Origin of the sequence: Imperialibacter sp. EC-SDR9 (assembly GCF_902498805.1) — a bacterium.
In the GTDB taxonomy this organism is placed as follows: Bacteria; Bacteroidota; Bacteroidia; order Cytophagales; family Cyclobacteriaceae; genus Imperialibacter.
This window is the reverse complement of the sequence record NZ_LR701620.1, coordinates 1-20,382: the sequence shown is the minus strand read 5'-3', so window position 1 is coordinate 20,382 and position 20,382 is coordinate 1. Positions and strand designations below refer to the sequence as shown.

General features: G+C 41.4%; 20 protein-coding genes. 1 reads left to right on the top strand and 19 read right to left on the bottom strand.

All coding sequences use genetic code 11. The annotated features are described in order from the left end of the window. Positions 1-228: 228 nt before the first annotated feature. Positions 229-1,182, bottom strand: a complete 954-nt coding sequence (locus tag GC130_RS25365) for a sulfotransferase (protein WP_152001181.1) — start codon at positions 1,180-1,182, stop codon at positions 229-231. Then, positions 1,173-2,108: a glycosyltransferase gene (locus GC130_RS25360; RefSeq protein WP_152001180.1), complete on the bottom strand. Its 936-nt coding sequence runs from the start codon at positions 2,106-2,108 to the stop codon at positions 1,173-1,175. The genes GC130_RS25365 and GC130_RS25360 overlap by 10 nt, the downstream gene beginning before the upstream one ends. Positions 2,109-2,504: 396 nt before the next feature. Between GC130_RS25360 and GC130_RS25355 the strand changes: the two genes are divergently transcribed. Continuing rightward, positions 2,505-3,569: an acyltransferase gene (locus GC130_RS25355; protein WP_152001179.1), complete on the top strand. Its 1,065-nt coding sequence runs from the start codon at positions 2,505-2,507 to the stop codon at positions 3,567-3,569. A gap of 15 nt (positions 3,570-3,584) precedes the next feature. Here the strand turns inward: GC130_RS25355 and GC130_RS25350 are convergent, their stop codons facing one another. The 17 genes from GC130_RS25350 to GC130_RS25270 form a co-directional block, all read right to left on the bottom strand. Continuing rightward, the gene (locus GC130_RS25350; RefSeq protein ID WP_193218009.1) at positions 3,585-4,805 is read right to left on the bottom strand and encodes a glycosyltransferase; all 1,221 of its coding nucleotides are present in this window, start codon (positions 4,803-4,805) and stop codon (positions 3,585-3,587) included. A 54-nt stretch (positions 4,806-4,859) separates the two neighbouring features. After that, a complete protein-coding gene (locus tag GC130_RS25345; protein WP_152001177.1) occupies positions 4,860-5,783 on the bottom strand; it encodes a class I SAM-dependent methyltransferase in 924 nt (307 codons plus the stop codon). 52 nt (positions 5,784-5,835) lie between these two features. Continuing rightward, entirely contained in the window at positions 5,836-7,695 is a 1,860-nt protein-coding gene (asnB, locus tag GC130_RS25340; RefSeq protein WP_152001176.1) for an asparagine synthase (glutamine-hydrolyzing), read from the bottom strand. 52 nt (positions 7,696-7,747) lie between these two features. After that, positions 7,748-8,659: a class I SAM-dependent methyltransferase gene (locus tag GC130_RS25335; RefSeq protein ID WP_226940607.1), complete on the bottom strand. Its 912-nt coding sequence runs from the start codon at positions 8,657-8,659 to the stop codon at positions 7,748-7,750. Further along, positions 8,656-9,336 (bottom strand): sugar phosphate nucleotidyltransferase, encoded by a 681-nt coding sequence (locus tag GC130_RS25330; RefSeq protein WP_152001174.1) that lies wholly within the window; start codon positions 9,334-9,336, stop codon positions 8,656-8,658. The genes GC130_RS25335 and GC130_RS25330 overlap by 4 nt, the downstream gene beginning before the upstream one ends. After that, positions 9,333-10,289, bottom strand: a complete 957-nt coding sequence (locus GC130_RS25325) for a polysaccharide biosynthesis protein (RefSeq protein ID WP_152001173.1) — start codon at positions 10,287-10,289, stop codon at positions 9,333-9,335. Before GC130_RS25325 ends, GC130_RS25330 begins: the two co-directional genes overlap by 4 nt. 6 nt (positions 10,290-10,295) lie before the next feature. Then, positions 10,296-11,195: a glycosyltransferase family 2 protein gene (locus GC130_RS25320; protein ID WP_152001172.1), complete on the bottom strand. Its 900-nt coding sequence runs from the start codon at positions 11,193-11,195 to the stop codon at positions 10,296-10,298. 1 nt (position 11,196) lies between these two features. Next, positions 11,197-11,958, bottom strand: a complete 762-nt coding sequence (locus GC130_RS25315) for an FkbM family methyltransferase (protein WP_193218007.1) — start codon at positions 11,956-11,958, stop codon at positions 11,197-11,199. A gap of 128 nt (positions 11,959-12,086) precedes the next feature. Next, complete coding sequence (locus GC130_RS25310; protein ID WP_152001170.1) at positions 12,087-13,229, bottom strand: glycosyltransferase family 4 protein; 1,143 nt, start codon at positions 13,227-13,229, stop codon at positions 12,087-12,089. After that, positions 13,226-14,149 carry a glycosyltransferase family 2 protein gene (locus GC130_RS25305; RefSeq protein WP_152001169.1) on the bottom strand — a complete coding sequence of 308 codons (924 nt, stop codon included), beginning with the start codon at positions 14,147-14,149 and terminating at the stop codon, positions 13,226-13,228. The genes GC130_RS25310 and GC130_RS25305 overlap by 4 nt, the downstream gene beginning before the upstream one ends. Further along, the gene (locus GC130_RS25300; RefSeq protein ID WP_152001168.1) at positions 14,146-15,132 is read right to left on the bottom strand and encodes a glycosyltransferase family 2 protein; all 987 of its coding nucleotides are present in this window, start codon (positions 15,130-15,132) and stop codon (positions 14,146-14,148) included. Before GC130_RS25300 ends, GC130_RS25305 begins: the two co-directional genes overlap by 4 nt. Beyond that, the gene (locus GC130_RS25295) at positions 15,132-15,968 is read right to left on the bottom strand and encodes a glycosyltransferase family 8 protein (RefSeq protein WP_152001167.1); all 837 of its coding nucleotides are present in this window, start codon (positions 15,966-15,968) and stop codon (positions 15,132-15,134) included. Before GC130_RS25295 ends, GC130_RS25300 begins: the two co-directional genes overlap by 1 nt. Beyond that, positions 15,965-16,654 carry a bifunctional 2-polyprenyl-6-hydroxyphenol methylase/3-demethylubiquinol 3-O-methyltransferase UbiG gene (locus tag GC130_RS25290; RefSeq protein WP_152001166.1) on the bottom strand — a complete coding sequence of 230 codons (690 nt, stop codon included), beginning with the start codon at positions 16,652-16,654 and terminating at the stop codon, positions 15,965-15,967. The genes GC130_RS25295 and GC130_RS25290 overlap by 4 nt, the downstream gene beginning before the upstream one ends. A gap of 18 nt (positions 16,655-16,672) precedes the next feature. Next, on the bottom strand, positions 16,673-17,926 hold the full coding sequence (locus GC130_RS28740) for an ABC transporter ATP-binding protein (protein ID WP_193218010.1): 1,254 nt from the start codon (positions 17,924-17,926) through the stop codon (positions 16,673-16,675). A 3-nt stretch (positions 17,927-17,929) separates the two neighbouring features. Beyond that, complete coding sequence (locus tag GC130_RS25280; RefSeq protein WP_152001165.1) at positions 17,930-18,754, bottom strand: ABC transporter permease; 825 nt, start codon at positions 18,752-18,754, stop codon at positions 17,930-17,932. After that, the gene (locus tag GC130_RS25275; protein WP_152001164.1) at positions 18,754-20,070 is read right to left on the bottom strand and encodes a hypothetical protein; all 1,317 of its coding nucleotides are present in this window, start codon (positions 20,068-20,070) and stop codon (positions 18,754-18,756) included. The genes GC130_RS25280 and GC130_RS25275 overlap by 1 nt, the downstream gene beginning before the upstream one ends. A 136-nt stretch (positions 20,071-20,206) precedes the next feature. Continuing rightward, positions 20,207-20,382: transposase (locus GC130_RS25270; protein ID WP_304599205.1), on the bottom strand; the 176-nt coding region annotated here is incomplete at its 5' end.

Genomic DNA, 20,382 nt, shown 5'->3' with positions numbered 1-20,382 from the left:
TGATATTAAGTGCTGTCGTCCCTACTCCAGCATGCTCCAAACCATTCTGACAAAAATCCCACTGATAAGACACTCCATTCAAACTCTCATTACTCAACTGTAAACTCTCTCCCAAACACAAACTCCCATCTAACGTAAAGCCTGCTGTGGGTGCCTGCGCCTGTAGCGTCAAGTCAAGAAAGACAGTTGAAAAACAACAAAAGAGATATATAAAAAAATACTTCACCATTAGCTATTTTGCCCCTTTCGATATTGATATTTAGCCTTTAGCCAGAAGGACCTGAAAAAATTCTTAGATAAAAAGCCTTTACTATCAGGGATTTCGAGCTCGCAAAAATCTAAATAGTCATCAAAAGTCTTGGTTTTCCCCAACTCCAAGCCAAAAAGATCATATTCAAGTCCCGTTTTTGAGTTCAAATAGTGTGCGTATCCCCGGTAAAAGTTTCGCCAGTGCTTCGTTTCTTCCTCCCACCTGTATTGTCGAAGGGGTTTACTATTCAAAATATCTTTCTCCTTACTATACGGATCCCCGAATTTTCCGAAAACGGATGTGTGTTGCACAATATCCACGTTGACCAAATCTTCTTTCAAACCGAGCCAAGCATAGATCTCCCCGATCACCTTAATTGGATTCTCTAATAGGCTTTCATAAGTTTGCGTGTGCACCCTACCACTTCCTTCGGTTGACAACTTAAATTCCTCGATCAACAAAGGTGCCTCTAAAAGGTCTCTTCGGTAGGGATATAGGTCAAAAGGGTTTTTGATATTCCACGTGCTTCTCATTGAGGAAACTACCTCAATAGGGCTTCTCTTAAGAAGGATAATCTTCGAAGTGGGGAAAAACTCGTATATCAAATCAACTACTTCATAGTACCTCGGCGTCTTGTCAATAAAATACTTTGAACCGACACTAGAGCTATCCTGGTACACATCCTCTATGAAATGAGCCAACTTATCCCTAAAAGAAGGCTTGCCGATCCCATTACTAATGAACTCGTGCACCGCAGACAATGCCAGCTCAGAGTTGTACGCACAGGTATTTAACCCACTTTTCAAGAACCCAAGAAAGGGTAATAGTAACCAACTCTCAGGAGTAGTAGATACGACTGAAGTGTTCGAAAGCAACCTCTGAAGCAGCGTCGACCCACTTCTTGGTTGGGAGACTATAAATACTAGCTGCATACTTCTGTCTTATGAAAAACTTGTATAAAAAGCCTTTTTGGGTGTTTCAAAATTAATTTTGACAAGCTTGCAATCAGACTAATAATTCGATTGCATCTATGGTATTCGTATATTTCCGCAAATCTCTTTTGAAACAAAATATTTCGTATTTTCTCTACTGTATCCCTTCGTTCCGGTAAAGGTAACTCGAGAATCAAACTGAAGTTCTTTTTATATACATATTCGAGAGCGTTAATGTGCTTGCGAGCCAAGACACTAGAAAGACCGTCAGCATGCCTCCTATACACCGCCCCAGGTAAGGGGCAAATAGATACGATTGCTGATCTTTGCGCTCTTATTTTTAGATCAAAGTCTTCATATAGCGACAGTTTTTCATCAAACCCACCAATTTGATCTAACAGTGACTTTTTAATAAGTTCGCACCGGTACAAGGCTCCCTTAGGGAAGCTTCTGGCAACAACAGCATTGAAAATATCATTTCCTTCAAGCCCGGCAAGAAACCCTTGGTCATCCCAAAGGGTTTTATTCTTTCCATTTTGGTCAACGAAAGAGAAGTTACTAAAAACATAGTTAACCTGAGGCTTATTTTGTAGCACTTCAAGCTCATTTTTGAGTTTATCCGGCTCCCAATAGTCATCTCCATCCAAAAAAGATATCCAATCACCCAGGGAAAGGCCAAGGGCTTTATTTCTATTAGCCGAGACTCCTAAATTTGAACTATTTCGTATCCCACGAACAACTTCCGGGTTAGATTTCTGGAATTTTTGAACGATGACAAATGAGCCGTCGCTTGAGTTGTCATCCAAAACTATTATTTCATAAGGCATGACAGTTTGGTCAAGTACCGACTGAATTGCCTCCGATAAATAATTGGCGTTATTATAACTCGTGATGACAACAGATACTTTAGGAAATATGAGATCCATGATTTCTTGCCGGATTACAGAATACCAATTCCCTCTCCATGACTAATGCCAAGCTTGATTGACATACGCCAAGAGCGACAATTCAACATTTCTTCTAAGTCCATCAAATAACAATTAATTAAGCCCACTGATCAGAACCAGAGTCACGAACGTTTGTTAAAAGACTCGTGCATTAAAGAAAACAATTTTTCTGCCAAACCCCATCTCTCACGAAGCCACACAAGCTACTTAGCATATAGACTGCCTTTATACGACCTTTAAAGCCTTAATCTATCCAAATAAAGCGTCATGAATGTAGGTTTTTCGATATCTAGAGTCCTTTGGACGTCAAACGAATACAATTTGAAGACAAAAGAACCCCCACTTCATACTATTTTTACGACTTAGCAACAAAACATGAGTAGCGCTCACATTCAATCACAACAAATTACCTTTACCAGGTTCATCGCCGCTATCACGATTGTATTCTTTCATTTCGGCGGTGATTTAGAATACATAAACGATCCACTGTTCCTTCCAGTCAAACGATATGGCAACTTGGGTGTGTCCTACTTTTTCTTAATATCTGGCGTAATTATGTCCCTTGTATATTCCAGCAAAGTTAAACTGTCAAAGGCATTTTTTAGAGATTTCTATATTATTAGGCTATCAAGAGTCTATCCCATTTATTTATTTTCACTATTCGTTATTATCTTTTTCACCAAATACTTCTGGCGCAACCAATTAGACCTCAGCGAAATACTGCTCTCTGTGTTACTAATTCAATCGTGGGTTCCTGGCAAAGAACTAATATTAAACTTCCCAGGATGGTCGCTTTCAGTCGAAATATTTTTCTATCTGTTTTTTCCATTTCTGATACTTTTTTTTCAAAAAATAGGAAATCACAAAGCATATATTGTCGCCTTTGTCATTTGGATCATGACACAGAGCATGTTTGTCTATTATTTTAAAGAGGATAGTCACCTCCTTTACAATCCAATAATGCACTCCGGAACTTTCATTATTGGCGCTGCCTTTGGTGTTTTTCTAAAATCAAATGCTGACCGATTTGCGTCTATTCCAACAAATATCTGGGCAGTTCTGCTGATTCTTTCGACACTCTCTTTCTTAGCAGTCATCTATAAAGCCCCTGCCTGGTTAGCACTATCTCACAACGGATTGTTGTCACCGCTATTCTTGATAATGACTATCAGCCTTTGTCTTGACAGAAAAACCATCGGTAGAGCATTTAAAATGCCATTTTTTATCTTTCTCGGCAATATTTCATATGGAATTTATATCTTCCAATACCCCGCCAAGATTTTTACATCATATATAAACGACAAATTTGGACTCCGAAATTGGAGTACCTATCATTTCTATTATTTCCTTGTTATACTATTGATAATAGCATCTTTATCATTTATTGTTTTGGAAAACCCAATCAGAGATCGGGTAAAAAAACTGATCAACTATATCTGATCCGACATAAAAAGCTTAGCACATCTCTTTGAGAATTAGAGAATAAACTTTGACACCTTTTTCAACAGTGAAATTGTTGCACGCAAACTCTCTTATTGCATTTGAGTCGAACATCAATTCTGGCTGGCCAGCAGCAATTGGATCGACCTCGACCTTAATTCCTGCCTGGCATAAATCCATTATATCATCTACGTCTCCCACATTTGCGTTATAAGCTACCGGCAAGCCCATTGCTAAATACTCCGCCAACTTAGTTGGAGAAGACGCCTGCTTACTAAAAACCGGCTGAATAAAAGATATCGCCAGGTGACCTAATGAAAGGTAGAGTGGCATTTCAGCCCGTTTGCATGGCCGGATTACAATATCGTCCATTGAGAGTCCTTTGATTTTGGCAGAGTCAACAATCTGCTGAGGGTTGTCCATAGTTAAGACAAGAAACTTCCACGAGGCATCGAACTTTTGTAAACCCACAAAATACTGTAGCATCTCGCTTATCATATACCAGGTGCCTACCGAGCCTGCATATACCAGAATCTTGTCCTCGGAATTAATCCCAAGCAGCTTTCTCGCAATGTTTCTCTCCTGAATCCCTAAATGAGCTGGATTGAATAAACTTGTATCAACACAACATGGAATAATTGAGATGCTTTCCGACTGTGGGTTGTTGTGCAAAAGACCCTTTTGAAGAATCTCTTTTGCTTTGCTGGTAAGCACAACCACATGAGCAGCCTCCTTAAGCAGCTGCTTCTCCGTCGTTTTAAAGTACCGATAGACCAACCGAAAGACAAAGTTGGACTGAGGCCAACTACCACCCTCAACTCTCTCGTCGGCCCAGAACCCTCTCATGTCGAAGATGAAAGGAACACCCGACTTACGCCAAAGGAATAGTCCGACAATCGCCGGGAGATAGCTTCGACACCAGCAAGCAGAAAAGCTGAATCGCTTGTGAAGCATCGCAGTTTTTCGTTTCATCAGGAAAATGTCCAGTAGGGCAGATAAAACAGGAGGGTATTTATGATATTTTTGAGGGTGCCAGGTAATAGAAGTACCTAGAATTATGTCCTCAATAGTGCCCTTATGTTCTTTAAAGTTTTGAGGCTTTTCACAGCTCAGTATGTGAAAACGGTAATCAAGCTTACTCAACTCCAACAGGTAGGGCAGTATCTGACTTTGCCCCAAAGGATCGGTGAGGCCATCGTAACTAATATATAAAATCTTATTTTTCTTATTTGCCACAATACCCCTAATTTGCTGCCTAGTTTTTGGAAGTTCCTCAAATTGTTCTAAAAACTATTTCTTGCCATCTTTCCCCAACCAAATCGTAAGTTGCATCCCCTGAGAGGTTTTTCGCATAAACCAATCTAACAATGGGTGAATAAATGTTGGAAAATAGTATACCTTACAAACCGAATACTTCCATTCTTTTATCGTAAAGTTGAGCCTTTGCCCTAACCTCTTAAAAGATGTTAAGTGAAATTCGTGCAGGTGATATGGCTCGTGCATTGGGCTTAAGTTTGTGACAAAACGTGTGCCCCGAATTCTATAAAAAAAATTTACGAGCTTAGGTATAAGCCAGTTAGAAGATGGCACTTCGATCTGAATGATTCCGTTGGGTTTCAACCAATAAACAGCTTTCTCAATTGCTTCGGCGGGATCGTACAAATGCTCCAGTACTGCTCCAAATGTTATAAAATCAAAACTCTCCGGAGGAAATTGCACCTCCTCTATTTTAGCCAGTTTTAGGTGTCCCTCCTCCACTATCAAATTGGCGACCGCTCTCTCCCAAAATTGCTTAGAGGGCTCCACCCCATAAGTAATAAAACCAGCATTTTTTAGAGCTACCATACATTTCCCAATACCAGCTCCTATGTCGAGAGCAGTCATTCCGTCATGAAAATTGATAAATTTTTTGGCCCGACCTATTTGCCAGCTAAAGTAGTTACTTTGGGAATTAAAATAGTCGTCCTCCCAATAGCTTTCTGGCTCTATGCCATAGTGGTCTTGGATATCAAAGGGAATAGCTTGAGGGTTGGAATAAATTAATGAACAACCTTCACATTTTACAACCGAAATACTTATTCCTGACTTTCGCTCAGGCCTCATACCCTGAGAGCTATTCATCCTTTGCCCTATAACTGAGTTTTTCTCAGTTCGCCTGCCACAAAAGTTGCATGAATCAATTTCTTGAAAAGCGTATCTATACTTGGTTTTCATAAAACTCTTTTCTTTATGAATTTAACATTAAAATGACCACAGCCCTTACCACTCAAAATTGTTGATTTTCAACAACCCAGTGGTGCAGCACTATTAGCACCCATATCCGACTATAGAGATAGTCATCGCCTTTCATAAACCGCTCAATCATTTTTTTAACCAATGTAGCATTTACCACGCCGACGGCTTCAACAACCGAGTCGTTTAAATACTCATCAATCAGATATTTGAATTCACCCCTAAGCCATCTGGAAAGCGGCACCGAAAACCCCCACTTGGGTCTATAAATTAATTCTTTTGGAAGGTGTCTTTCCAAAATCTTCTTTAAAATCCATTTACTCTGACCTCGCTTCTTGAACGTTTCCGGTAAATTTAATGCTAGTTCGGCTAACCTGTAATCAAGCAGTGGCACTCTACATTCCAGACCATATTTCATTGAGGCCCGGTCGACTTTTGTGAGCAGGTCATCTTTCAGGTAAACCTTAAGATCAAAAAGCGCCTGCAACTCTGCTGCGGACAATTTTCTCGCCAATCCCAACGGATCACGATATTTGTAAAAATCATCGTGATCATTTGTCCGTAAAAAGGCTTTCAACTCCATGGAGGAAAAGAAGTATTGCTCCTGGGAGAAAATATGGCTCCTGATAAACCCGTCATTCTCCAGGTCTAATAAACCAGCCACACGCCTATATCTTGATGATCCCATGCTCAGCAACATTTTAGTCGGTGTAGCCATAGCCTTCACCAGCGGATTGCTTAGTCTTTGTGCCCACTTGTACGACCCATACCCCATAAAAAGCTCGTCTCCTCCATCACCGGTTAGAATGACTGTTGCCTTTTCTCTCGCCAGTCGGGAAACCATCATTGTGGGAATTGCTGAAGTGTCGGCAAAAGGTTCGTCGAAGGTTGCGAGCATGTCTTCTAGCAAGGGCATAGCCTCCCGTTCAGAGAGAATAAATTCAGCATGTTCAGTACCCAATTGCCGGGCTACCCGAGCAGCATATTTGCTTTCGTCGTACTTCCCTTCCTTAAACCCTATTGAAAAGGTTAGAAGTGGTTTTGAAGTTAGTTTAGCAGCAATAGCAGTTACAAGGGAGGAGTCTGTACCTCCACTCAAAAAGGTTCCAAAAGGGACATCGGCAATCGTTCTATACTTCACCGAGGAACTAATAGCACTCTCAACGGCATCCAAAGCTTCTTTTTCAGTGTAGGCCGTCCTATTTCCTATTTTCTCTTCGGGTTTCCAGTAGGAAACCAGCTCTAGCTGCTTATCCCCTTTATAGCAACCATAGTGACCTGACGGAAATTTTTTTATTTCCTCATACACTGTGTCGGGCTCCGGGATAAAACCTAAATGCAGAAAAGCTGCGATAGCCCTATTTGATCGGGTCAAAGGTTGTGTGAGCAACGGAAAGATTCCTTTAAGCTCTGACGCAAAAGAGAGGCCTCCTTCACAACTATAAAACAATGGCTTAATACCTAAACGATCTCGACACAGCCACAAATCTCGATTCCGCTGATCCCAAATAGCAAAGGCAAACATGCCGTTAAACTTTTCTACTGCAAAAGGGCCCCAATGCATCCAGGCTAATAGGACAACTTCCGTGTCGGAGTCAGTTTTGAAGGGGCCAACCCCTTCTTCCATAAGTTCCTGCCGCACTTCCCGGTAGTTAAACACTTCTCCGTTGTAGGTAATAGTCCAGTTGCCATCTGCTGAAGACATTGGCTGATTGGCAATATCTCTCAAATCAATAACGCTCAGTCTGCGGTGCCCGAGGCCAAGCCGACGATCTTGGGAAAAAAAGAAGCCCTCAGCATCTGGCCCACGGTGTGCCAATATTTCTGACACGGACTTGAACTGCTTCTGGTCAAGAACACCCTGCTCAACAAATTTTCCAAAAATGCCACACATTTAATCTAGGGTTCTGTAGATTTCTTTTACTAGTGTAATTCCGTTTAACGGATCACGTCCTAACCGCCCTGACAACGGCGGCCTGCCCGGCTTCAAGTGAAATGAATTCGCCAAATGTTACTTTTAAACCTGCCTCTACCATCCATTTCTTAACAGTTTCAATTTTTTGAGGGTGATCGTGTGCAGGCGAAAACATATCGAAGGTATCAAGTAGAACCCACTCTTTCAATTGATGTTCCGAAAGCCCTTTTGGGAGAGTGTTCCTTATGTCACAAATTGGAACGAATCTATTGGCCACTCTCCCAATACCAACCGCTTCAAAAATCTGATACAGCTTTATCAGCCAGGAAATATTTCTTTCAAGAAGAGCCAAGAGAGACTGATGACTCATTCTTTTTGTCAGTGGACGAAAAATATATTTGGCATGAATCTTTGTCCACCAGCCTTTTACTGGATAAAAATCAACCACAAGCTCTCCTCCTTTCTTCACCATTTCTGCCAGGCAACGAACTGACCTTTTAAAATCTGGGGTATGCTGAAGAACACCAAAGCAAATTACTTTATCAAATTGCTGAGGTTTGTAAGGTAGCTCATAAATGCTCGCTTGACACAAATGTAGCCGAGTGCCATAGACACTATTGTTCTCAAAATTCACCTCAACTGCAGCGGAATAGTCAACACTAAAGACATTAGCTTTGGTATTTTCAAGGAGCGCCCTGGTGAACCTGCCTGCCCCACTTCCGACTTCGAGAATGTTCGCTTCTTCTAATGTTTCCACAACCCAAGCAGTTTCGACTAGCAAGCGGGAAGAACTTTGACAAACATCATTACCAAATCGGTCTAATTGGGTTTTTTGAAATTTATTCCACTGATAGCCAAAAGAGGCTGTATAGTTATCATTTTTAACAAATTTTAGAATACCATTTTCCCCAATTTTGATTGGATTTTTACTGAATTCTATCATTCTTTTGATTTTCTTTCGTTGAGAGCCTTCAACTGATCTATTGTGTCCACAGTATACCATTGACTTGGATAAATGTCAGAGCAATAAAGCCTCTTCTGTTCAATCAGTTGGGACCAAAGGGCATAAAAGTCGTCGACAGGCTCTACCAGTCGATTGATCAATGCGGGGTTAAGCACTTGTATACCCGAACAATATGTCGAAGATGGCTTATGGCGACTTAACTCAAGAACCAAATTTTCTTTCTGATGGATAAAATCACCTTCAAGTCCTACTACCGGCTCAACCGGAACTACCATACAAGCAGGTTCACCCAAGTGAAAGTATTCTTTAGCTAAAATGTCAAAATCAATATCAGTCACGTTGTCCGCCGTCAAGATGCAAACCGGGGCATCCAGATACCTCATAAGTGTATTGAATAGCCACCAAACATTCCCATTCCCTTCTGTGTTTAGTACCGAATCGACACCAAGAGAAATGACGTGTTCAGCCAGAACAGCTCCTTTATAGCCAACAGTAATATGTACATTCTTGATGTGAGGACGGAGTTTGCGAATGCCGTTTGCTATTAATGTACTTCCATTGTAGGGAGCCATTGGTTTTGGGATCGACTCTGTGAGCGGCATCATTCGCACACCTCTTCCCGCTGCCATGATTAAGGCATGGTCAATACTCTTCATTCGAAACTAGGTCGATTTGAAATGAGTTCGGCAATTTCTTGTTCTGTTAATTTAGACGCATTTTCGGAGGACAGCCCAACAGAAACAGGGGTTTCGACCTTCTCATTAAATGAAATCAAAAAATGTCGAACCTTATCGTAGAAGATTTCCCTGGTGTAAGGAAGTTCAAGCTCACCGATTAAGAATTCATCCATACGCTCGCCCGGCCGACCCTCGATTCGTTCAAAACGGCCTCCATAGAGTTTGGTCCAAGTTGTCAGAATATCTTGAATTTGGGCCGCTTTCATTTCTCTTGAAAGTACCATACCGGCGACTTCATCAATATGATTCATTGCGACAATTACCAACGCAACTGCATCCTCCACCGTAAAAAAGAAGCGCCTCATTTCCGGCCCTGTTGTACCAATAACTCCTCTTTCTGAGTGCATTTTTCTCCAAATTGGTAGCACTGAGCCAGTAGACCAGGCAACATTACCATACCTCACACAGGTAAACTTGGTCTCGCTCTTGCCATTGGAGGAGCAAAACATACGTTCCATAATTGCTTTGCTCATTCCATAAGTATTTCGCACCGGCGGGCTTGCCTTATCTGTCGAGATACCAATCACCGTTTTTACACCTTTATCCATCGCTACACGAGCAATATGCTGCGAGCCTACAACATTTACGTCAATACATTCCATGGGGAACTTCTCTGACAGATCGACAAACTTTGTAGCTGCCGCATGGACGATAATTTCAGGCCTGTAGGCCACAACAGCATCTCTTACCGATTCGATGTTGGTTATATCAAGAGGTGTCACTTCACAACCCGTCATTTGCTTGATGAGGTGGTTCTGCTTGTTATTTCGTGCACCAAGAATCACCTGATAATGGTCTTTCAGTTTCTGCCCCAGTTCTCTCCCTAAAAAACCGGTGCCCCCGGTAATCAATACTGTTTGTTTCTGACTCATGTAACTCTACCTAATTATCCCCGCAACGAGGCTATAAAACTCTTTTCTTTTTAGCGTGTAAGTATCAACAAAGAAAGCATTTTTTAACCATTTTAGCACTTGAGTTTTGTCACCTGCGCTAAGGTACAGCCCTGCAAGGAATAGCCAGAGCGTTGCCTTTATCGTATTCAACCTATTCTTATAAGCGGCAGTAAACTCCTTGTCATTCTGATATTTCTCAATCATATATTCGAACCTGGCTTGCGTCTGCACTGCGTCCTGATTGTTGATAGTGCGGGCGCCATGATGTAAAATATTGCTATTGACTTTCGGAATACGTCCTACACTTCGGTACTTTACCATCACTCTTAACCAATAATCGTAATCCTCAGATCCTGTCAAAAGTGGGTGTTCATCCCAATCAATCGTTTTGTAAATTTTGGCATGCAGAAATACTCCGATGCAGGACAAGAAATTTCCCCTTGCAATGGCATCCAAAGGATTCTTGATCGGCGGAAATGAATACTGATATAATACCGCATTATCCTGATCAACTAACTGATAAAGGTTATGAAACAAATAAGTCGTTGAGTGATTTTGAACATATTGATAAGCATCGGACAAATTATCAGGCAGCATAAAGTCATCCGAATCAAGAAAAGTGACGTATTCTCCCTTTGCAAATTTCATTCCCGTGTTCCTTGATTTTGCTCTTTCATAATTTTTATCGTGCGCAATGAAATTGATCTTACCTGCGTCAATGAGTGGCTTCAAAATTTCCTTGGTATTGTCTGTAGATGCGTTATCTACAACTATAACTTCAAAGGAGTCGAACCTCTGTGAAAAAACAGACTCAAGGGTTTGTAAGATAAATTCAGCCCTATTGTAACTAGGAATCACTACTGAAAAAAAAGGGGCTTGCTCCATTTTATATATCTGCAAGTATGTTGTATTGAAACATCGATTCTAATTCATGTAAGTCATTTCTACTTATAGAAGTAAAGTTCTTTTCATTGTCCATCGATAGTTGATAGCCCAATTCCCAAAAGTACTCCAAAATCTGCTTACAAGAGCTACCCCTTTCCCGAAACCACTTGTCTGTCATTTCTATATAAATTGTGGGTTTAAATCTGAGAATCGTCTTCCCAGCACCTTTGAGAACTTCAGGCTCGAAGCCCTCGACATCTAGCTTAAGAAAAGTTAGACAATTAACATCGACATTATCACAGACTTCATCCAACGTTTTTACCGTAAGGCTGATTGAATCTACGGTACCATTTTCGTCAAATCTTCCAGCGCCTGAGTTATCATTTGAAAACGAAAAGGGTAGCGTTGAATTCGACGCTCCCAAGCCATAGGGATGTATATAAATCATACTCTCCAGCCGAGGGTTTAACTGACAGTTGTCTCGCAACACTTTTAACATTTTAGGGTTGGGTTCAAAGGCGTGTATAGATATATTATCACGATGACTGTCTGAACAATAAGCCGCCAATTTAAGGGCGAAGGCGCCACTATTGGCTCCAACATCGAATACCTGAATGGGTGAATAGCGGTCGAGTCTTTCTATTTTCTCGGCAGCAGTTTTCCAAGAGTTATCCGGAAGACCAGCCAAAATATGCCATTGCATATAGTCGCTCCTGTCGATGAGAAATCTAACGCCGTCTCTAACAACGATTTCCTTTTTCATTCCGTTATAAAATGAAGGTGGAGGAATTATCTTCCACAGTGGCGACCATATTTTACTCAACATATATACCAAGCTTTCCAGTCGAAAAGCCTGAACTGTTACATGAACCCCATTGACAAAAAAGCTTTTCACAATTTCGTTTTATTAAGTTCTCCAAAGTATAGTTTCATCAACTGCAAAATCATCCTCTCTATCGAAAACTTTGTGTTAACCTCTTTTCTAGCATTTGATGCAAGTTTTTTTGATTTCTTTGGGTTACACAATAAAAAATCGACTGCCTCAGCTATGGCCGCTTCGTCTTTATAGTCCACTACCAAAGCATTTCCGCCGTGCCTGACAAACTCCTTGGCAATGCCTGATATCGTTAAAACCGAGGGAATTCCGGCAGCCATAGCTTCAATATAGATTTGCCCAAAAGCTTCCTCCATTTCCCCGGTAGGTACATGGACAAAAATATTGAAGCATTGGTACAAAGCTTCAATATCTTCCTCAAACAAAACTTCCCTATAGGCGAAAGAAGGCAGCTTTGACAAGTGCTCTTTTATTTCGGAGTCATAGTCCCCTTGAGCGTTGCATAGCACAAGCAGGGCGTCTGGATACTTTTTCAGTGTTTTTTGAAAAGCTAAAATAGCAAAATGAACCCCTTTCCACTCCGTGTATCTGGATATGCATCCAATAACAGGGAATTTACTCTTGGGGATATTAAGCTTCTCTCTAACAGACTCAACTCTTTCCTGCCTTACTAATTTAAAGGAAGTGATATCGAAACCATGGTGGACAATTTGAATTTTCGAGGAGCTCAGGCGTTCACCTCTTGTCAATACGTCGGCAACTACCTGAGAGGGTGCCACGACATGTGTCGAAAGCCAATTGCATAATTTATCCCATTTAACTGCCCCAGGAAAGGACTGATGATGGATGATGGAATGATGCCGGGTGTGAATTCTGGTGGGAACTCCTGCTATCCAGCCTGCAAAAAGTCCTGTAAGGTTTGCTTCAAATAGATGGGTATGAATAATTCTAGGTCGCTTAACTAGTAGAATACCAAAAAGAGCTAGAAAAATATAAAGTAAAGAAATCTTTCCTGACAGCGAGAGTCTGGTGACACAGAAGCTATGCTCTCGGAGGTACCTTTCCAATGGCGTGACTTTACTATTCAGCAAAATAAACTCAATTTCGACTCCGAGTTTTCTAACACCATCAGCAACCAATTCAAATTGCCTAGCTGAGTTCACCCTCGAAACGATATATATAATTCGAAATCTCTTCACAACTGGTTTTCTGGATAATAGACTCCGTTTGATGTAGTTACCAAGTCAAAAAACTTATACCTAACCGCAGTAGGCAAAGTCTTCATCAAGCGCTCTTTTTCGGCCGCACTTAAGAAGCACGGCCAACCAAAAATTTGATACATCTTAGCTTTACAAAAGTTTAAAGATTCGAGATTCGCAGCTCTATCCGGGTAGACAACCCCAACCCCTGCTTCAAACAGTTCAGATAAGGATAAATGGGCACGCTGATACTGACGCAACCTCTTAATGTAGTTTCTGATTGATAGTTCGTCATTATGGAAAGCTACCGCATGAGAAAGAAAGAATATGGCTATTCCATCTTGATCAGCCCGAATAGCCATTTCCTGATCTTCTGCATCTGTAAGCGCCTCATTAAATCCACCAAGTCTTTGAAAAAGGGTTTGAGAAACTGAAAAATTTGCGGCCGTAAAAAAAGGCTGAACACTATTCACAGCACCTTGTAGCCCAAGCAGAGGTTGCTCCCATTTTTCTGAAATATGGCACCGGTATTGATGAAAAATAGAGTCGCCTTTTTGCCTAAACAAAATTTGCCTGCCACCAGCTATTGACATGGCAACTGAGCTTTGATGATGCAGGTGCGACGCAATACACGATGGATCCAATTTCATGTCATCGTCAAAAAATATAAGGATATCTCCTTTGGCATTATTGGCTCCAGAATTTCTCGCCCCTGCCCGACCCTTATTTGGCTGTTCAATAATTTTTACCTCCTTCAAACAAGTCTGTCTGCTGCTCAGAAACCTTATGGTATCATCGGTCGATCCATCAACTACAACTACGGTTTCGAAGTCTTGTATACTCTGACTTTCAAGAGACGAAAGAATAGTCTCCAACTTGTGGCAACCGTTGTATGTCGGGACAATTACTGAAGTAGTCATAAAAATTTGTGGTAGAATCTCCTTAAATAGGATGGCAAAAAATTGACCCTTACTTGTAATTTATGGTACAATCTTAAGTCCTCAGGGAATAAGTCTGATTGTATCAAATTGTCGAGAAAAAGTTTTGCCTTTCTACTGTCATTGCGGTGGTAATAAAAGTATTCGGCCAAAAAAAGCATTGCATAACTGACCGCAGCTCTCAGTTGCTCCTTCTCAACATCAGTAAAGCAATAAGAAATGACAGGTTGATCTATTTCAAACATCTGACGAATATTTGGGTAGGCGCAAGCTACACCCAGAGAGCTAGTTATGCGAATCAACTCTTGCTCGAAACCAGCTTGCTGACTCATCGTTTTCGAAAGTGAGTGTTGCCTGAAGTTGACCAAAATGTCAGGAACAGTTACAGTATGGCCAAGCCCAAAGTTGACCAAATACCGAATCCACCATTCTCTATCCATTAAAAAGTGTAGACTCTCATTCAAAACACCAATCTTTCGGTAGGCTGAGAGTCTGAAAAAAGTTTCGGGTTGGTCGATTCTTGCCCACCCTACAGTTTTGGCTAGATTCTCTGGATAGACGTCAGTTCCTGTTGAAATTTTTATCGTTCTATCGGGGTGCTCAAAAATTCGAGAGCGCCCCAAAACAGCTTGTACACGGGGATCGCCAAAGTTCGTAGCGATAATGTTTAGTGCATCAGGCGAGTAATAGTCATCAGAGTTAAGCCAATTAAAAACATCCCCGGTTGCCATACGCAGGCCTTTGTTTATTGCATGACTTTGCCCCCTATCTTTTATGCTCTCCCAATAAGTCAGATGCCTCTCATACCTTTTTATGATTTCAACAGAACCATCGGTGCTACCACCGTCGATAATAAGATACTCGATGTTTGAATACTTCTGATCAAGAACTGAGCAGATCGTTTGCTCAAGAAATTGCGCTTGATTAAAGGAAGGCGTAACTATAGTGATTTTGGGTCGACTCATTACTTAATTAAATTTCTAAGGAAGGCTTTCGTCCGAAAAGTCAAACTATCCTGCACGAACTTAATTGGAGGCAGACCGGCTTTCTTCCGGTAGCTATGATAAAGGCCTTTCATGGGATGGTTGCAATAGTAATTCCAAGGTTTATGTTCACCAATAAAATGAATGATTCTGCCTAAGGAATTTGCCTCTCTCAGACCTTCTCGCCAAATGAAATTCCACTCAGATCCCATTTCCTTCCACCTATCTCTTAAAACGAAGTTTAAAGCATCTTGATCCCAGTATTTTATCTTTTCCGGATTATCAACAAGAAATTTATATGCCTTCTCTGCAATCGCTTCATTTCTCCACCCCTCCAAATCAATCACGAGTACACCAGCATTAAAGTAGGGCTCATCTTCCCGTAACCCCAAATAGTTGTACAAGGCACCTTCCCCATCCCTGACCGCTGCAAGCAGATGGTCTCCTAACTCGAGTTCCCATATCCTTCTAACCTTGACTAACACCAAAATATCGCTGTCAAGATATAGAACACGACTTAAACCTTTCGGCAGCAGGTTCGGAACCAGTATCCTGAAATACGTAGCAATACTAACATGGCCAAAAATAGGTGCCTTTTCTAATACTTGATCATCAACCAGAATTAAATGCAATCGATTGGAAAAACTATTCACAATCCTTTCTATTGGCACAACTTCTTGACTGTTAAGACCAGAATGAAGCAAATAAACATCAAATTCCTCTTCTTGGTTGTGATGAAATAGCGAGAAAAGCATTGTAGCCAAGTGGAAAGTATAGGACGAATCTACTGCACAACAAATGGCTATTTGGCTTTTCATTTCTTAAGCACTACAAAAACTGAATGAAAAAAAGATGATTGGAGAGATGAAATGCTTTGAAGTCTTCCCACCACCAGATAGGCCCTAATTTTAGATAAGACAAACCGGACAAATTTAAAAATGAATGTCCCAAAAGCTCCAGTACTATGATTCTTGTCCACGAAGCTAACCTCCAAAAAGGTCCCCAAGATATCCCATCCAGTGCCCAGCTTTTGGTTCTCAAGAACCTGCAATGAATGACGTTGCGCAAACCATTCAAAAGCAAATGGAGTCGGGCGCCAAAAGTCGTGAGGTTCCTCGTGCAAAAAGTAAAAGAAAGGAGTTGTTATAACTATCACTCCTCCTGGGCGTAAAATTTGCCGAAAATTGGCAAACGCTTGTTCCCAGTTGGCAACATGTTCCAATACCTCCGTGCACAAAATCACATCGAATTGATCAACTGGAACATGATTGGAGAGGGGTTTGTCTATCGCTGCAAGATAGTCAACGCTGTTACTGGCATTTTGCGAAATGTCTAGGCTACTATAAATCAATCCTTGCTTTTCAATTAGTAGTTTAAATGGCTGGTCGCCACATCCTACGTCTAGCAACTGACCTCCCTCGCCAACAACATTGTTGGACGCAAAGAACTCCTCTATTTTTGATGAAATTAATGGCTTTATATATCGTTCCGGGGATTTTTTCATAGCAAGCACTTCGTGTAATTACTGTCTCAACCTGGGCATTTTAATTGTAACCGGAGAAGATCCTTCAAAAACCCAATTGGCTTTATCTAGATATGTAGCATCACTAGGCGCCCAAGGGTACTCGTCATGGACTATATTGTTGATATGAAAATCAAAGGAACAGATCCTGTCAAGGTTTTCAATCAACCTCAAGCCACTTCTATCACTCAACCACGTCGTTATCCAGTATTTTCCTTCAAAAAGCTTTGCTTCTGGAATGACGCATTTGATCTTGATCTCACCTTCCCTTGCTCCAAAATCATAATCTGATGCATAAAGCCAATAGTACCCTACATTGACATTTTCTGCATTGACAATCTGAAAAGACAAACAGGCACCTTTGGTTTCTCGGTTGATCACTATGTCAAACTCTACTGTCAGCTCATTTCCCCAGGAATGTTCAACGCCAGCGAAGCCTCTTACGACCTTGATCTCCTTCATATAAATATCACTCGAGCCAACTCTATTGTAATACGTAGAATTTAATCCTGATTCTGATCGTTGCAAATACCGGCCAATAACACTTTTCGTGTCTGACATACAGTTAAGCCTTCCCTCAACCAAGTACACGCACGAGGACGTTAGCTTTTGCACTGCCTCCATGTTGTGGCTGACAAATAGTACCGTTCTACCTTCTCCGGCCACCTGCTGCATCTTTCCGAGACATTTCTTCTGAAAGTCGAAGTCTCCCACTGCTAAAACCTCATCAATAATCAATATTTCTGGTTCTAGATGAGCGGCTACAGCAAAAGCGAGTCTAACCTTCATTCCACTGCTGTAGTGCTTGATAGGTGTGTCAATGAATTTACTGACCCCGCTGAATTCGACAATTTCGTCGAACTTAGCCTTCACTTCTGAACGACGCATGCCGAGGATGGTACCGTTCAGGTAGATGTTTTCCCGTCCCGATAGTTCTGGGTGAAATCCAGTACCTACCTCCAAAAGTGAAGAAACCCGCCCAAACAATTTGATGTTTCCGCTGGTAGGGTAAGTGATTCGGCTAAGGATTTTTAGTAAGGTACTTTTACCGGCACCATTTCTGCCGATGATACCCACAGCTTCCCCTTCATTTACTTGAAAGCTTATATTCTTTAGCGCCCAGAACTCTGAGTCCTCCTCTACTCTGTCTCGAGTAAAGATATGTCGTAAGCTGTCTCCCAGCGACCCAGACTTATGTCGCCCAAGCTCGTATCTTTTAGAAATTGCCTCAACCTCAATCGCTCTGTTCATAATAAATTACACAATATCAGCTATTATCCTTTCTGTCCTGTGAAAGTAGAGCACTCCTGTTATGAACAGGAGCACAGTGATCCCAAAAGAGATGTAGCTGTAGTGGCTTAACTCGCCTCCGCCAATCAAACTCCACCTCATCCCCTCCACAATTCCCGCCATAGGGTTTAAATAATAATATAGCTGCCATTTTTCGGGCACCATAGATGAGGGATAGGCAATAGGACTGGCGTACAGCCCAATCTGCACCATAAATGGAACTACATGCTGAAAATCTCGAAATCTTATGGTAAGTGCACTTAGCCAGACCCCCATTGCCAGCGAGCAAAAAAAGTTGAATAAAAAAAATACGAATACAAAGCCCACATTGCTACTGAATGGCTGTTGATAGTATAACATCACAACACCCAATAAAACTAAGGCAACCACAAAGTCAACCAACCCAACTATTGCCTTGCTGAGAGGGAGAACGAGCCTGGGAAAATAAATCTTCTTTACCATATCCTGCGCTCCAATAATGGAACCTCCGCTCTGTGCCATCACAAAGGCAAAATAATTCCAGGCACTCATGCCCGCCAGTGCAAAAATCGGATAGGGCACCCCTCCTGTGTCAACATTAATTGCCTTTCCAAAAATCAATGTGAAAATAAAGAGCGTCACAATTGGCTGAACAACCACCCATGCAAGTCCGAGAAATGTTTGCGCATATCTAACCCTGAGATCCTTGTAGGTCAGAACTAGGAAAAGATCCCTATAGTCAAGCAACTCTCTAAAGTCTACCTTCCACCACGGTCGACTGCTAACGATTAATGTGAAGTTTCTTTTATCCATTACCTCAGGACTCTTTTACGTTTGAAGTATATAAAGAAAATACTGTAGGCGAACAATGGCATAACTGGGATCCTGTACCTCGCCAATGAGCCAAAATTAAATGTTGACACGCCTATTGCGAAGCAAAAAACAACTGTGAAAACGAAAAAAAAAGAAATTAAAGGGTCTCTGAATATCTCACCGAAGAAAGAAATGACTCCTACCTTGAAAAAAGCAAAAACAAAAAAGCCAAATAAAATAAGACTCTCGATAGCTGTCAGCAGCATGACAGGATTTCGCACTTCCCACAAATAAGGTCGAAAAAGGGAAACCCATACACCAGGGACAAACTTCCTTAGCAGCCCAGCCGGAGTGAAATCATCATCCCCCAGGCTATACCCCGACCCTCCTTCCACTTGACTTACATAGTAGAGCCACTCTGCTGATACCCTGGCTGTTTCAACCATCGAATCGAGAGAATACTTCCTATTGTCCTCGCCAAGCTTAAGGGCCGCAAAATACATGCTGTAAAGCACACCCACAATGAGAATTGGCGTCAAAAGTATCCTCATGACTGTGCTTTTGACCGCCTGTGAAAAATAAAAAATGTATATAAATAACACAGCGCCCGGAATAAGACTAAGCGCTATATAAATCTTGATATGGTAAAGCAGATAAGTCGTTCCTAACAAAATGATAAAATTAAGCAGTGCAACTCTTTTCCATTTCACAATTTCAAGCAGTGAATAAATAAAAAAACCCAAGCTAGCAAACGTGAGTGTGTCCTTCAAAATTCCTGATCCCCAAAAAAAAACTGACGGGATGAAAAGAACAGCTAGAGCAGTCCATTTGCCTATCGACGGGCTATATTTATCTAAAGCATAAAACAGCGCCCATGTGCCAGAAAAGCTGATAACCGCAAAACACACAGAAATCGCATAATAGGAGTTAAGCGTAAAAATGGCCAGTAAACCTGCCACCCTTACTATACTGTACGAGGGTAGATCCCCAAAAAATATAATTCTGGAAGCATAGTCGAAAGCATCGTTAGGGTAATCTCGTCCAGCCAATATTAGACTTACTGCTTTTGTTGGAGAATCTAAAAACGCTTCCCATACGATATTGGCTCCCCAATTATAGTAGTTCATTGTATCCCCTCCCTCATAATAAAACTGATACACCAAACCCAAAGCTATCGCCCCAACAAACTTCACGGTCAAACCAGGAATGAAATATTTCCGAGTGTCTAGATTAGTCACTTTGGGCCTGATCCAGTATGCCAGGGCATACAGGAGGAGAAGGTAAATAGGTGTGACAATAAGGTCTTGGAGGCCCATAAAAGTTAAATACAGGTCGCAAATTACTAATTATATCGGAACACCTGTGCTCGATAGGCTCCTGTTACGGCAGCATTTCGACGAATAACTGTCAATTGGGCATAAGCAAGGTTTTATCATAAACCTGAGTTCGATTTTAAAAAGCGGCTAATTGGCTTGTTTTGACGGGTTGATATTTGATTGCAGGCTTTTTGGGGAAGAAGGAGTAGGCAATCAATCCTGAAATAAGGTTGGTGATGAAGTTTTCGAAAGACCTATGTCTGGAATGTTCGACTTGACAGATGTTCTTGAGTTCATCGTTTACAGTTTCTA